Origin of the sequence: Streptomyces sp. CB03238 (genome assembly GCF_002099185.1) — a bacterium.
Lineage (GTDB): Bacteria > Actinomycetota > Actinomycetes > Streptomycetales > Streptomycetaceae > Streptomyces.
The window spans coordinates 101,926-117,102 of sequence record NZ_NBCN01000022.1 but is presented as its reverse complement, the minus strand read 5'-3'; the positions used below and the strand labels follow the sequence as shown (position 1 = coordinate 117,102).

General features: G+C 74.8%; 6 protein-coding genes. 3 read left to right on the top strand and 3 right to left on the bottom strand.

Annotated elements, in window-relative coordinates:
• Positions 1–30: 30 nt before the first annotated feature.
• The 3 genes from BKD26_RS31095 to BKD26_RS31085 all read right to left on the bottom strand — a co-directional run bounded on the left by BKD26_RS31095 (position 31) and on the right by BKD26_RS31085 (position 3,022).
• The gene (locus BKD26_RS31095; protein WP_084905191.1) at positions 31–618 is read right to left on the bottom strand and encodes a hypothetical protein; all 588 of its coding nucleotides are present in this window, start codon (positions 616–618) and stop codon (positions 31–33) included.
• 222 nt (positions 619–840) lie between these two features.
• The gene (locus BKD26_RS31090; protein WP_241518931.1) at positions 841–2,031 is read right to left on the bottom strand and encodes an Ig domain-containing protein; all 1,191 of its coding nucleotides are present in this window, start codon (positions 2,029–2,031) and stop codon (positions 841–843) included.
• A 97-nt stretch (positions 2,032–2,128) separates the two neighbouring features.
• Positions 2,129–3,022 (bottom strand): LysR family transcriptional regulator, encoded by an 894-nt coding sequence (locus BKD26_RS31085; RefSeq protein ID WP_179166766.1) that lies wholly within the window; start codon positions 3,020–3,022, stop codon positions 2,129–2,131.
• Positions 3,023–3,419: 397 nt separating this feature from the next.
• Between BKD26_RS31085 and BKD26_RS31080 the strand changes: the two genes are divergently transcribed.
• The 3 genes from BKD26_RS31080 to BKD26_RS31070 are packed head-to-tail and all read left to right on the top strand — an operon-like array spanning position 3,420 to position 15,166.
• Complete coding sequence (locus BKD26_RS31080; protein WP_084905187.1) at positions 3,420–10,220, top strand: type I polyketide synthase; 6,801 nt, start codon at positions 3,420–3,422, stop codon at positions 10,218–10,220.
• Positions 10,213–14,865 carry a type I polyketide synthase gene (locus BKD26_RS31075; protein WP_107418046.1) on the top strand — a complete coding sequence of 1,551 codons (4,653 nt, stop codon included), beginning with the start codon at positions 10,213–10,215 and terminating at the stop codon, positions 14,863–14,865. The genes BKD26_RS31080 and BKD26_RS31075 overlap by 8 nt, the downstream gene beginning before the upstream one ends.
• Entirely contained in the window at positions 14,855–15,166 is a 312-nt protein-coding gene (locus BKD26_RS31070) for a phosphopantetheine-binding protein (protein WP_084905185.1), read from the top strand. Before BKD26_RS31075 ends, BKD26_RS31070 begins: the two co-directional genes overlap by 11 nt.
• Positions 15,167–15,177: the final 11 nt, after the last annotated feature.

Here is a 15,177-nt window from a genome sequence, read left to right as displayed (position 1 = left end):
CCGCTGCCCCGTACCGTGCACTTCCGGCTCTCAGCTGAAGATGTCCAGGACATCCAGCCAGGAGCCGTCGTCGGAGGAGCGGGCAGCCCGCATCGGGCGCGGCTCCGGGTATGTTGCCGCTGTGGCTCTCGCGCGGACGATTTCCGGCCCGCCGCACGCCGCGACCGCGAAGGCGCCGAAAACCTTGGCGAAGGCGGCCGGGTCGCGAAACTCCACGCCGACCGCCCGGCCGTCCCGCAGCGGCACCCACACCACCCGGTCGAACCGTGTCCACTCCAGCACCGGCTGGTCGTCCGCGGTCGACCGCCCCTCCAGCCACAGTCGCGCCACGTGCAGCAGGTTCACCTTTTCCATCGGCAGCCGCTTGCGCCGTACACGCAGCTCACGCGTCGTCAAGGTGACCCGCTGGTCCTTCTTCGGATACCAGACGACGCCGATCCCGAACGGCGCCCACAGCAGGATCCCGATCAGCGGCCAGACCAGAGCGTCACCCCACGATCGGAGCAGCCCGCCGTCCAACAGGTACAGGGCCCCGAAGACCAGAACCCACTTCGCCGTCATCCGCCAGAACCCAGTGCCCTGCCGGTACAGCACCCGCCGCTTCCTCGTCATCGTCATGCCCGCACGCTATCCGCCGCCGCGCAGCTCCCGGCAAAGCCGGCTGTCCGTCAAAGCCACGCAGACCTCGATGAGGCTGCTCAACCTTCACTGCGACAGGGCAGCGAGAAGCGATCGGCCGCCGGGGTCGAGCTCCTCGAAGTGCGGGGGGGCGCCGGGCCACGTAAGGAAAACCCGCCTTGCCCGGACGCGCGGCCGGCCCTGCCGTGCCGGCCGTCCGGCTCAGAACCAGTTGACGGTCAGGGGGAAGGCGGCGGTGGCAGAGGCCCCGGTGGAGTCGGTGACCGTGGCCGTGACCCGGAGGGTGCCCACCTGCCAGGGTTTGCCGGTGATGCGGCCGGTCGCGGCGTCGATGGAGAGGCCGAACGGCAGGCCGGTCGCGGCGTACTTGAGGGGTGCCTTGCCGCCGGTCGCGGTGATCTGGACCGTGCAGCTCTGGTTGAACGCGCAGGTCCGGGCGCCCGGGTCGGTCACCTTCAGGTCCCCGCCCGGCGGAGGCGGCGGCGGAGTGACACCGCAGTCCGGAGTGGCCTCCGGCGGCAGGGGGACGCGCCACAGCTGGCTGTCGTTCTCCGAACCCACCAACAACGTCGAGCAGTCGGCGTACGTAAGGGTCTCGCCCTGGGGCTGGGACGGCAGCGCGACCTCGGCGAGTTTCGTGCCCGAGGCGGCGTAGACGTACGCCGTGTCGGCGCCCAGCGGGCCGCCGCTGCGCACCGCGTAGGACGTGCCGGTGGGGGAGAAGGCGCCGTCCGTGGCGAAGACCGGCCCCGGGCGGACGGGCGTGAGGGTGTTCACCTGGCCGGGCTGAGGTGGCAGCGGGGCCTTGTAGAGCCGGCCCGCCGCGCCGATCAGCTTGGTGGCGACGTACAGCTGACCCGTCTTCGGGTCGGCCAGGAGGGACTCGGCGTCGTGCCTCCCGTCGGAGTAGGCGAAGCGCAGGGCGGTGGGCGTCACCGTGCCGGTCACGAGCTGGTCGGGCTCGGGGAACGTGTACACGGTGAGTTCCGCGCGGCCGCTGAAGTTGTCGCCGATGTCGCCGACGTGGATCAGCGGCCTGCCCTGCGGGTCCGTGCCCACGGCCAGTGCTTCCCAGTCGGTGTTGGTCGCGCCGCCGAGCGTGTACGTCGCCTTGAGCGTCCCCGTCGGGCCGCTGCAGTCGACGGCGAACACCTGGTTGGTGTTCCCGCTGTCGTTGAGGGCGTAGAAGACCCCCCGATGCTTGGTGCTCATGGCCAGGCCGCTGAGCTCGGCCAGGCCCGCGGGCAGGGTGCACGCGCGCTCCGGCGCGGCTGCCGCCGCCGCTGCCGGCGACAGGAGGGCCGACAACATGGCGACGGTCGTCGTCGCCACCGTGGCCAGGGACATGCGTGTGTGCGCCGCCGTACGGCGCCGGGTCACGTATCGGAACATGCGCACAATGTGACGGCGGGCGCTCCAAGGGCCAAGCGCGCACCGCACACCCATTGGGCATGAGCCGATACCCGGCGGGCATGGCGACCGGGTGGACTCACCTCGCCGGCTCCCGCACCGGCGCGTTGTGACGGGCGTGCGAGAGGAACGAACGCGCTGCGCGGCCGAGCGGGCCGCGCGGGTGCACGATGCCGATGGCACGCAGCAGCGGCGGAGTGAAGGAACGGACCTCCACGCGGTTGCCGAAGGCCCGTACCGCCATGTCCCGGTACCAGATCAGCGATCCGCGCCCCTCCGCCACACTGGTCACCCAGGCCAGCCGCTCGTCGACTTCCACCGCTGCTTCGGGGCGGACCCCGAGCCTGCCGAACATCGCCTCGAGCTCCGTGCGCCGACCGGTGCCGGGCGTCGGCAGCACCATCGGCAGCCCGCCCAGCATCCGGAACGGCACCGGGTCGGGCAGGCCGCAGCCGGGCGGTGAGATCAACGCCACCTCACGGTCCGCCAGGTGATGAGTGGACAGTTCCTTGTCCACCGGCAGATCCACCAGCCCCAGCTCCGCCGCCCCGTCCGTCAGGGCCCGGACGATCGCCTCACGGCTGTCGTGCTGGAGCATCCGCACCTCGATGCCGGGGTGGCGTTCGGTGAAGGAGGGCACGAGGTCGGCGACCAGGTCGAGGGAGAGGGTCGGGGTGGCGGCCACGACCAACGTGGTCCGCGCACCGCTCCCGTGCGCTTGGCCGATGTCCTCGATCGCCTCCACCGCGTCGAGCACGGTCCGGGCCAGACGTACGACACAGGCGCCTTCGGGGGTGAGGGTCGCTCCCCGCCCCCTGCGGTCCAGGAGCTCCACACCCAAGTCGCGCTCCAGGGACTGGATGGAGCGGGAGAGCGCGGGCTGGGCGATGAAGACGGAACCCGCCGCGGCTGTGATGGAACGGCAGTCCGCGACGGCCACGAGATAACGCAGCTGCTGCAGTGTGGGGGTCATGTGCGGACGGTAGCCCCAGCGCCCTGAGGGTGTAAGGGGCACCGAGGCGAACACAAGGCCGTCAACCCATGGCGGTCGACACCTGGCCGGTACCACTCCATACCCGTCCGGCATGGGAGGGGGATCTGCGTTGACAGTGCGGACCGGCCGCCGCACGATGCAACGCGGCACGGCGGCGTTACCGACCGTCACCCCGCCGCACCGGACCCGCCCCGGCCGGCTGCTGTGCCGTTGCCGTCTGCCGTTCACCCGCTGCGCTCACCCGCTGCCGTTCACCACTGCGGTGCACCGCCGGCGTCGCCCCCGCTGTTCCCCGCTGCCCCGCCCGGCTCCGCACCCGGGCGGCATCCGCTCCCCACGTCCCCGCCCGGCCCTGCCCGGAACCCAAGGAGAGCACATGACCCCTCAGCCTGCCCGGCCCCCGCGCCGGGATCTCGTCGTCGTGGTCAGCCCCTTCGAGGAACCCGACCCCCGGATGGTCGCGGCCGCCGAGCGCGCCGGCGCGCTCGGCCTGCTCGACCTGGGCAGGGACCGCGACCGGGCCGTGGCCGCGATGGCCGGACTACGGGGGGCGTACGGGGTTCGCGTACCCGCCGGGTGCCCGATCGGCCCGGACGAGCTACCCGACGACGTGGACACCGTGCTGCTCACCGAAGCCTGGTGGCGGACTGGTACGGGTCACTGGAAGGCGGCGGCGAACGGCAGGCGCCGGGTCTGGGCGGAGGTCGTCAGCCCCGCCGAAGCCGTGGCCGCCGTCAGCGCGGGGGCGGCCGGGCTGGTCGCCAGGGGGTACGAGGGCGGCGGCCGGGTCGGCGAGCTGACCACCTTCGTCCTGCTGCAACGGCTGCTGGCCGACCCCGCGGTGACCGTGCCGGTCCTGGCAGCCGGAGGCATCGGCCCGCACACGGCCGCCGCGGCCGTGGCCGGCGGCGCCGCCGGCGTCGTACTCGACGCACAGCTCGCGCTCACCACCGAGGGCCAGGCCCGACTGCCCGCCGCGGTCGCCGCCGCGATACGCGCCATGGACGGCAGCGAGACCACCGTCGTCGCGGGTCACCGCGTCTACACCCGCCCCGACATCACCACCCGGGACGGGAACATCGCCGAACTGCTGGGCGCCCGCGGCCTGCACACCCAGGCGCTGCCCATCGGCCAGGACGGGGCGTCGGCCGCCCGCCTCGCCGCGCGGTACCGCACCACCGGCGCCCTCGTCCAGGCCGTGCGGGCGGCCATCACCGACCATCTCGAAGCGGCGGTACGGGCCAGGCCGCTCCGGCCGCGCCCCGGCGAGCGTCCGCCCGTGGTCCAGGGGCCCATGACCAGGGTCAGCGACCGGACCGCCTTCGCCTCCGCCGTGGCCGACGCGGGCGGACTGCCCTTTCTCGCGCTGGCCGTGATGGACGGCCGCGAGGTGCGGGAGCTGCTCACCGATACGGCCGGTCGCCTGCACGGCCGGCCCTGGGGCGTCGGACTCCTCGGCTTCGCCCCCGACGCGCTGCGCCGCGAACAGCTCGCCGCCGTCGCCGAGGCACGACCGCCGTACGCGATCATCGCGGGCGGCCGCCCCGCCCAGGCCGCGCCCCTCGAAGCGGCCGGGACCAGGACCTACCTCCACGTACCGTCACCCGGACTGCTGGACCGGTTTCTGACCGACGGAGCCCGGCGGTTCGTCTTCGAGGGCCTCGAGTGCGGCGGGCACATCGGTCCCCGCGCCGCCTTCCCGCTCTGGGAGGAGCAGATCGAGCGGCTGCTGTCCGTTCCGTACGCCGCCGAGCTCGACGTGCTCTTCGCCGGCGGCGTCCACGACGAGCGTTCCGCGGCGATGGTCGCGGCCGCCGCCGGGCCGCTGGCCGAGCGCGGGGCGCGCATCGGCGTCCTCATGGGAACCGCCTACCTGTTCACCGAGGAGGCCGTCGACGCCGGAGCCGTACTGCCCGGCTTCCAGCGCACCGCCCTGGACTGCGCCGCCACCACGCTGCTCCCCACCGCCCCCGGCCACGCGACACGCTGCGCCGTCACGCCGTACACCGACACCTTCACCGCCACCGCGCGGCGACTGCGCGACGACGGTGCGAGCCCGGCCGAGGTCTGGGAGGAGCTGGAGAAACTCAACCTCGGACGGCTGCGCGTCGCCAGCAAGGGCCTGCGCCGCAGCGGGGCGCGGCTCGTTCCGGTGGGCGAGGCGGAACAGCGCGCCGAGGGCCTCTACATGCTCGGCCAGATCGCCACCGTCCGCACGGCCACCACCACGGTCGCCGCCCTGCACGCCCAGGTGACCGAGGGCGCGACGGCGCTGCTGGCCGAGCGCGCGCGGCGGCTCCGGGAGCCCCTGCCGGAGGCGGACCAGGCCCCGCTCGACATCGCCGTCGTCGGGATGGCCTGCCGTTACCCGGGAGCGGCCGACCTCGCCGACTACTGGGCGAACATCGTCGCCGGGACCGACGCCGTCACCGAAGTGCCCGCCGACCGCTGGGACGCCACCGTCTACCACGACCCCGACCCGGCCCGGGCGGGGGAACGGACCCCGTCCCGCTGGGGCGGTTTCCTGCCGGCCGCACCCTTCGACGCGCTCGCCCACGGCATCGCGCCCACCTCGCTCGGCAGCATCGAGCCGGTGCAGCTGCTCGCCCTCGACATCGCCGCCCGCGCACTCGCCGACGCCGGCTACGCGGGCGAACGGCACTTCGACCGCTCCCGTACGTCCGTCGTCTTCGGCGCCGAGGCGGGCACCGACCTCGCCGGCGCCTACGGCTTCCGCGCCCTCCACCCCGGCTACCTCGGCGAGCTGCCCCCCGAACTGGACGAACAGCTGCCGCGGCTGACCGAGGACTCCTTCCCCGGCGTCCTCGCGAACGTCATCGCCGGACGCGTCGCCAACCGCCTCGACCTCGGTGGCGCCAACTGCACGATCGACGCCGCCTGCGCCTCCTCGCTCGCCGCACTCGACCTGGCGTGCAAGCAACTGCGCGACGGGGACAGCGACATGGTGCTGTGCGGCGGCGCCGACGTGCACAACGGCGTCAACGACTACCTGATGTTCTCCTCCGTACGCGCCCTGTCGCCCACCGGCCGCTGCCGCCCCTTCGACGCCGCCGCCGACGGCATCGCCCTCGGCGAAGGCGTCGCCTGCCTCGTCCTCAAGCGCCTGGCCGACGCCGAGCGCGACGGCGACCGCGTCTACGCCGTCGTCAAGGCCGTCGGCGCGTCCAGCGACGGGCGCTCGCTCGGCCTCACCGCACCGCGCCCCGAAGGGCAGCGCCGAGCCCTGCAACGCGCCTACCGGCGGGCCGGGATCACACCCGGTGAGGTCGGCCTCGTGGAGGCGCACGGCACCGGGACCGTTGTCGGCGACAGCACCGAACTGTCCGTCCTGACCGAGGTGTTCGGCGGATCCGGCGGGGCCTGCTCGCTCGGCTCGGTCAAGTCGCAGCTCGGGCACACCAAGTGCGCGGCGGGGCTGGCCGGGCTCATCAAGGCCGTACGAGCCGTGCACGGCGGCGTACGGCCGCCGACCCTGCATCTGACCAGCCCCAATCCCGCGTGGCGGCCGGACACCAGCCCCTTCTTCTTCGACACCGAGGCCAGGCCCTGGACCGCGCCCGCCGCCCGTCGGGTCGCCGCCGTCAGCGCCTTCGGCTTCGGCGGCGCCAACTACCACGCGGTCCTCGCAGGCCACGCGGACGCCGACGACCCCGCCCACGGGCTGGACGCCTGGCCCGCCGAGCTGTTCTGCTTCCGGGGCGCCGACCGCCCGGCCGCCCGGCGCGCCATGGACCGCCTCGCCGCCCGGCTGGAACAGAACCACGCGGCCGGCCGCCCCTGGCCGCTGCGCGACCTCGCCGCCGAGACCTGCCTGGATGACCAGAGCACGGTGCAGGTGGCGATCGTCGCCACCGACCTCGACGACCTGGCCGCCAAGCTGGACCGGGCCGGGGAGTTCGCGCCGGGTGACGGCGTGTACGTACGGGGCGAAGACGCTTCCGGACAGGTCGCCTTCCTCTTCCCCGGACAGGGCAGCCAGCGCCCCGGCATGCTCAGCGACCTCTTCATCGCGTTCCCGCGCCTGCGGACCCTGCTGTACGACGCCGATCCGCGCACCGTCGCCGCGATGTTCCCGCCCGCCGCCTTCACCGCGGCGGACCGGGACGCCCAGCGCGCCGCCATCACCGACACCCGCATCGCCCAGCCCGCCCTCGGCCTCGCCGGCTCCGCCGCCCACCTGCTGCTCACCTCGCTCGGGGTCCGACCCGACTGCACCGCAGGGCATTCGTACGGCGAGCTGGTCGCCCTGCGGGCGGCCGGCGCCTACGACACCGCGACCCTGCTGCGGCTCAGCACCCGCAGGGCCGAGGCGATCCTCACCGCCGCCGGGAACGACCCGGGAGCGATGGCCGCGGTGTCCGCGGCCCCGGACGGCCTTCCGCGGCTGCCGTCCGGCTGCGTCCTCGCGAACCACAACGCGCCACGCCAGAGCGTCATCTCCGGGCCGAGCCCGGCGGTCGACGCCGCGATCGGCGCGCTGCGCGAGGCCGGCATCCCCGCCGAACGCCTCCCGGTCGCCTGTGCCTTCCACAGCGAGGTCGTGGCCGGCGCCACCGGGGCGCTGGCCGCCGAGCTGGCCGGCACTGCCGTGGCGGCGCCCGCCGTACCGGTCTGGTCCAACACCACCGCCCGGCCCTACCCCGGCGATCCCGCGGCCGTCGGCGAACTGGTGGCCCGGCAGCTCGCCGAGCCCGTCCGCTTCACCGAGCAGATCGAAGCCATGTACGCGTCCGGGGTGCGGACCTTCGTGGAAGCCGGCCCCGGCCGGGTGCTCAGCGGCCTCGTCGGCCGCATCCTGGGCGACCGGCCGCACACCGCCGTGCCCCTCGACATCCCGGGCCGACACGGCCTGACCCGTCTGCTCACGGCGCTGGCCGAACTCGTCGCGGCCGGCGTCGACATCGACCCCGTACCCCTGTTCAAGGACCGCACCGTGCCCCTGCCCGCGCAGCCGCCGCGCCGTGCCGGCTGGCTGGTGGACGGCCACCTCGTACGGACGGCGGACGGCGAGCCCGTCGCGGGCGGGCTCCTCCCGGCCCGGCGGGTGGCGCCCGTCCGTGCCGCCGCCACGTCCGCGGACCGGCGGGAGGACGCCGTACTGGAGTACCTGCGCGGTGCTCGCGAACTGATCGCGGCGCAACGGGACGTACTGCTTGGCTACTTGGGCGCGCAGGCCACGCCGTCGCTGCCCGTGCCGTCGCTGCCCGTGCCGTCGCCGCACGCGCCGGAGACGTACGCCCCGGAGGCGTACGCCCCGGAGGCGTACGCGCCGGAAGCCTCGGTGCCGCCTCCCGCGCCCGTGGAGGCCGAGGACGCCCGCCCGCGGATGCCCATGCCCCGGACCGCCGACCAACTCATGGACGCCGTACTGGAGATCGTCCAGGTCCGCACCGGCTACCCGAGGGAGATGCTCGACCCCGCCCTCGACCTGGAGGCCGATCTGTCGGTGGACTCCATCAAGCGGGTGGAGATCATCGGTGCCCTCGCCGACCGGATCGGTCTGCCGCGCGGAGCGGACGGCCCGGCCGAGTCGGCCGTCGAGGAGCTCGCCCGGCTCAAGACCATCCGAGGCGTCGTCGACTGGATCGTCGCACGCAGCACGGCCACGGAGCACCCGGCTCCCGAGAACACCGACGCCGACACCGACACCGGCATCCGCACCGGTACCGCACCTCCCGACCGCCTGCTGGTCGAGGTCACCCCGGTGGCGCCGCCCGTGACCCGCGACCCCTCCGAGGTGCTGCCCGGCCGGCGCTTCGCCGTCGTCGACGACGGCCTCGGTGTCGCCGTGGCCCTCGCCGCCGCGCTGGAGTCCCAGGGCGCCGAGGTACGGACCGTTCACCCCCACCGCATGGCGGAGGCCACCGGAGCCGACGGCGTGGTGTACCTCGGCGCGCTGCGCCCCGCCCGGGACCCCGTGCTCCCGGAGGCCTTCGACGCCCTGCGCGGGACCCTGGTGGCCGGGACCCGTCGACTGCTGATCGTCACCGGCTGCGGGGGAGCCTTCGGCCGGACGGCGCCGTCGCCCGACTCGGCCGACCCGATTCCCGGAGCGGGACTGTACGGCTTCGCCCGTACCGCGGCGATCGAGTACCCCGGTACGGAGATCCGGGCCGTGGACGTCGACCCCAAGGACCGTCCCCAGCGCATCGCCGCGCACCTGATCGCCGAACTGTGCGCGGCGGACGAGCCGTTGGCCGTCGGCTACACCAACGGCACCCGCAACACGCTGCGTACCGTCCCGGCGCCGCTCCCCGCCGCTCTGCCCGACGCCGCCGAACCGGCGCCGCCGCTCCCGCTCCCGCTCGGCCGTGACGCGGTGGTGCTGCTCACCGGCGGAGCCCGCGGCATCACCGCCCGTGCGGCCATAGCCCTGGCCCGCGCCACCGGCTGCCACATCGAGCTCGTCGGCCGCACGCCCCTCCCCGGCGACACCGAGGACCCGGCCGTCGCCCATGCCCACGACCGGGTGACCCTGCGCGCGGCCCTCGTACGGCAGGGTCTGCGCACCCCCGCCGACATCGAGGCCGCCGCGTCGCGCATCCTCGCCGCCCGCGAGGTCCGCGCCACCCTCGCCGCGCTCGGCGAGGTCGCGGCCTCCGTGCGCTATCACGCGGCGGACGTCACCGACGCCGGTACGGTACGCGGCGTGGTCCACGACGTACGCGCACGTCACGGCCGCCTCGACGGGATCGTGCACGGCGCCGGAACCCTCCAGGACAGGCTGCTGTGCGACAAGGACCCGGCGTCCTTCGCGCGGGTCTTCGCCACCAAGGTGGACGGCGCACGGCACCTCGCGACCGCCGCCGCCGACCACGGCGACACCCCGGCCCCCGGCTTCCTCGTCCTCTTCGGCAGTGTCGCGGGCGTCTTCGGCAACCGCGGCCAGGCCGACTACGCGGCCGCCAACGACGCCCTGGACACCCTGGCAACCGCCTGGTCCCGTCGCTTCCCGGGCCGCGTCCTCGCCATCGACTGGGGCCCCTGGGCGGCCGAGGCCGGCGGAATGGTGACCCCGGAACTGGAACGGATGTACGCGAGCCGCGGCATCCCGCTCCTCGACCCGGACGCGGGAACCGCCGCGTTCCTCGCCGAACTGGCGTACGGCACGGAGGGACAGGTCGTCCTCATGGCGGCGGAGACCCGCCATGGCTGACCCGCGCCGCGGCCCCCGCCCCACCGACGCCGCCGTCATCGGCATGGGCGCCCTCTTCCCCGGCGCCGCCGACCTGGCCGCGTACCGGAGCAACCTCCTCGCGGGCAGGGACGCCATCACCGACGTACCGCCCGGACGCTGGGACCCCGAGGTCTACTACGACCCGGACGGCCCCGGTGACTCCGGTGGCCCCGGTGGCCCCGGTGGCTCCGACGGCTCCCACGGCGCCGGTGGGCGCCCCGGCCGCAGCGACCGCTTCTACTGCCGGCGCGGCGGCTTCATCGACGACCTCGCGGCCTTCGACCCGACCCGCTTCGGCATCATGCCCGCCGCCGTCGCCGGGGCGGAGCCCGACCAGTTGCTCGCCCTGCGCGTCATCGCCGACGCCGTGGCCGACGCCGGTGGTGAGGCGCGCCTGCCCGCCGACCGCTCCCGGATCGGTGTCATCCTCGGCCGCGGCGGGTTCATGGGCGTGGCCACCGCCCGCCTGGACCAGCGCGTCCGCACCGCCCACCAGCTCGCATCGACCCTGCGCGAACTCGCCCCGGACCTCGGCGAGGACCGGATCGCGGGCGTGCGCGCGGCCTTCCAGGCCCGCCTCGGCCCCGAGCTTCCCGAAGCGTCCATCGGCCTCGTACCGAGCTTCACCGCCGCCAGGACCGCCAACCGCCTCGACTTCCGGGGACCCGCCTACACCCTCGACGCCGCCTGCGCCTCCTCCCTGCTCGCCGTCGAGCAGGCCGCCGGTCTGCTGGCGGGCGGCAGCTGCGACCTGGTGGTCGCCGGGGCCGTCCACCACTGCCACATCGCCACCTTGTGGAGCGTCTTCACCCAGCTGAGGGCGCTCAGCCCGAGCCAGCACATCCGCCCCTTCGACCGGCGCGCCGACGGCACACTGCTGTCCGAGGGCACCGGGGTCGTCCTCCTCAAGCGCCTGGCCGACGCCGAACGCGACGGCGACCGGATCTACGCCGTCGTACGAGGGACCGGGGTGGCCGGTGACGGCCGGGCGGCGAGCCTGATGAGCCCCCTGGTGGACGGCCAGGTACGCGCCCTGCGCAAGGCCTGGGCGCAGGCCGGCCTCGACCCGGCCGCCCCCGGCGCGCTCGGTCTGCTGGAGGCGCACGGCACCGGCACCCCGGTCGGTGACGCGGCGGAACTCGCCACCCTGGCCGAGGTATTCGGCCCACGGCCGGCCGGCGCGGAACCCGTCGCGATGGGCTCGGTGAAGTCGATGCTCGGCCACACCATGCAGGCCTCGGGGATGGCGGGGCTGATCAAGGCCGTTCTCGCCGTGCACGACAGGACGCTGCCGCCGACACTCCACCTCGACGATCCGCACGAGGGCTTCGCGCGGACACGGATGCGGCCGGTGACGGCGGCGGAACCCTGGGAGCCGGGTCGTGGGCCCCGCCGGGCGGGCGTGAACGCCTTCGGTTTCGGCGGGATCAACGCCCACGTGGTACTGGAGGAAGCCCCGGGCCCAGCCGCGCCCGATCCACCGCCCCCCTCGCCCGAGCGCCTGAGCGCCGGCACCACGGCCGCCGCGCCGCCCGGTGCGGGGCATGCGCCCGGTGCGAGGCATGCGCCCGAACCGAGCCATGCGCCCGAACCGAGCCATGCACCCGAACCGAGCCATGCGAGCGTGGCTTTGCTGGCCGCCGCGACGCCCGGCGAACTCGGTCGTCTCCTGGCGGCGTCGCCCCTCTCGGGTCACCTTCCGGCGTCTCCGTCGTCCGACGGGCCCTGTCGCCTCGCCGTCCTCGGGCTCACCCCGAAGCGCCGCGCCCTGGCCGCGGCGGTGATCGCCCGTGGCCGGCCGTGGCGCGGGCGCGGCGGCGTGTGGTTCTCGCCGAGCCCGCTGCTCGCGGGTGAGGCGCGGGACGCACGCGTGGCGTTCCTCTTCCCCGGCCTCGAGCCGGACTTCGCGCCGCACGTCGACGACGTCGCCTACCGCCTCGGGCTGTCGGCGCCCGCCCTGACCGGCGGCGACACGCTGGTGGAGCGCGCGGTCGACGCCATCGCCGTCGGGCGGTTCTTCGCCCGCGCACTGTCCGAACTGGGCATCGAAGCCGACCTGCTGGCCGGTCACAGCCTCGGCGAGTGGACCGCCATGGTGGTGGCCGGGATGTATCCGAGGCAGGCCGTCGACACGTTCCTCGACTCACTCCGCCCGGACGGTCTCGACGTCCCCGACCTGGTGTACGCGGCGCTCGGCTGCGGTGCTCGGCAGGCCGCCGACGCACTGCACGGGCTGGCCGGAGTCGCCGTCAGCCATGACAACTGCCCGCACCAGTCGGTGCTGTGCGGGGAGCCCGGTCCCGTGTCCCAAGCGCTGGACCGGCTGGCGGACCAAGGCGTGCTCGCTCACGAACTGCCCTTCCGGTCGGGGTTCCATACGCCCATGTGGGCGCCGTACCTCGGCCAGGTGCGCGCCGCGTTCGCCGGACTGCCCCTGCGGCAGCCCGCCGTCCCCGTCTGGTCGGCGACCACCGTCTCCCCCTACCCCCCGAACCCGTCCAAGGTCCGGGACGTGGTGCTGCGCCACCTCCTGGAGCCGGTGCGCTTCCGGGAGCTGACGACCCGGCTGTACGAGGAAGGGGTGCGGGCCTTCGTCCAACTGGGCCCCGGCAGCCTTCCCGGCTTCGTGGCGGACACCCTGCACGGCCGGGACCACCTCGCCGTCTCCGCGGGCGCCCCCCGCGGCGTCGGCGGTCTGGACCAACTGCGCCGTCTCGCGGCGGCGTTGTGGACGGAGGGCCTGCACCCGCGCTGGGAGCGCCTGGCGGAACCGGCCGCGGTGGCCGCGGTGCCCGGGTCGGGTACCGCGGTGGCCGCGGTGCCCGACCCGCCCGCCCCCGGCCCAGGGCTCGTACGCCTGGACCTGGGGTCCGAGCTCGTACACCTGGACGGCCTCGTCCCTGGCCTGGCCCTTACGGGCACGGCCCGGGCCGCCCGGCTGCCCGCCATGGATCGCCCGGCGCTGGCGGCAGCGCTCGGCGCGGTGCTGGAGGACACGGCGGAGGCGGCACGCACGATCGCCGACGCCTGTCATGCGGCGCCGCTCACCGGGCGACCGACCCCGCCGGCCCCTGCGACGCCACGGCGCATCCGGCGGCGGTTGTCCCTGGAGACCATGCCGTACGTCCGCGACCACTGTCTCTATCTCCAGCCCGACACCTGGCCCGACGTCTCGGACCGCTTCCCGGTCGTCCCGATGACCACGCTCCTCGAAGTGGCCGCCGACGCCGCCCGCGAGGCGGTGCCCGGGCGCACGGTGACCGGCTTCGACGACGTACGGGCACTGCGCTGGCTGCCCGTGGCTCCACCCGTCGACGCGGAGATCAGCGCGGTGCCCGATCCCTCCGGCGGCGGCCGTGTCCATGTGGAGATCGCCGGGTGCGCGACCGCCACCGTCGTCGTCGCCGGCCGGTATCCGGCCCGCCCCGCTCCCGGCCTTGCGCCGCTGACCCGGGAGGGACCGCCGCCCGTCAGCGCCGAGGCCCTCTACCGCGACCGGTGGATGTTCCACGGCCGGGCCTTCGCCGGGGTCCAGAAGGTGAGCGCGGTCGCGGACGACGGCATCCGGGGCGTGCTGCGTGCCCTGCCCGCGCCGGGCGCCCTGCTGGACGCCGCCGGACAACTGCTCGGCCACTGGATGCAGTTGCGCCTGCCGACCGACCGGCTGGTCTTCCCCGCGTCGCTGGGACGGGTGCGCCTGTACGGGTCGGCCCCGGCGGACGGCACGCTGGTACGGGCCACCGCCCGGATCCGCGCCGTGCGGCCGGACTCCGTACAGGGAGACGTGGAACTCGTCGGCCCGGACGGCCTGCTGTGGGCTCGCCTGGAAGGCTGGACGTACCGGCGCTTCGCCGCCGACGAACGGGTGTGGCCGATGAAGTTCACCCCCGAGATCCAAGGCATCGGCGAACCCCAGCCGGGCGGCTGGTGCCTGGCCAGGCGCCGCTGGGGCGACCCGGCCTCGCAGGAGCTGGTGATGCGGCGGTATCTGGGTGCCGCCGAGCGGGCGGCGTACGAGAGCCGCCCACCACGGGCCCGCGGGGCGTGGCTCCTCGGGAGGATCGCCGCCAAGGACGCGCTCCGGCACGCTCTGTGGGACGCCGGGGCCGGACCCCTGTTCCCCGTGGAGGTCCCGGTCGGCAACGACGACCACGGCCGCCCCCGGCCGGAGGGCCCGCTTGCGGCCGGGTGGCACCTGTCGCTCGCCCACAAGGACCTGCTGGCGGTCGCGTACGCGCATCCCATCGACGCCGTCGGCATCGACATCGAGGCGGTCACCGACGACCCGGGCGCGCTCAGCCGTATCGCGCTCACCGCCCACGAGCGCCGTCTCGCCGAGCACCTCGCGGCCCGGGAGCGGATCCCGCCGCCGCACGCGCTCACCGCGCTGTGGTGCGCCAAGGAGGCAGCCGCCAAGGCGGAGGGGACGGGCCTCGGCGGCCGACCGCGGCAGTGGACCGTCACCCACGGACCCACGGGGCTGCGCGTGGCCTCTCCGCAAGGCCGCAGCCACACCGTCCGGACCAGCACGGTCCACCACGACGCCACGCCCCACGTCGTGGCCTGGACCGTATCCACCAGCCCAGCCACCCCCGACCCCACGGAGGCCAGCCATGGCATCTGACCCCACGGCCGAACGGATACTCGCCGAGATCACCGCCATGCTCGTCGAGATCGTCGGCGACGAGTTCCTCCTCGTCGAAGAAGTCGGCCCGGACACCACCTTCAACGAGGATCTGGCACTGGAGAGCATCGAGTTCGTCGCGCTCGCCGAGCTGCTCCAGCAGCGGTACGGGTCAGGGGTGGACCTGATCGCCTTCCTGGCCGAGAAGGACATGGAGGAGATCCTGGCCATGACGGTCGGCGACCTCGTGAGCCACATCGCCAGTACCGCCCCGTCGGTCCCGTCGATCCCGGCCGCCTGAGGCAGCCCGCC

Coding starts and splice junctions, on each gene's coding strand:
- BKD26_RS31090 (WP_241518931.1), bottom strand. CDS start 2,031: ATGTTCCGATACGTGACCCGGCGCCGTACGGCGGCGCACACACGCATG.
- BKD26_RS31095 (WP_084905191.1), bottom strand. CDS start 618: ATGACGATGACGAGGAAGCGGCGGGTGCTGTACCGGCAGGGCACTGGG.
- BKD26_RS31085 (WP_179166766.1), bottom strand. CDS start 3,022: ATGACCCCCACACTGCAGCAGCTGCGTTATCTCGTGGCCGTCGCGGAC.
- BKD26_RS31080 (WP_084905187.1), top strand. CDS start 3,420: ATGACCCCTCAGCCTGCCCGGCCCCCGCGCCGGGATCTCGTCGTCGTG.
- BKD26_RS31075 (WP_107418046.1), top strand. CDS start 10,213: ATGGCTGACCCGCGCCGCGGCCCCCGCCCCACCGACGCCGCCGTCATC.
- BKD26_RS31070 (WP_084905185.1), top strand. CDS start 14,855: ATGGCATCTGACCCCACGGCCGAACGGATACTCGCCGAGATCACCGCC.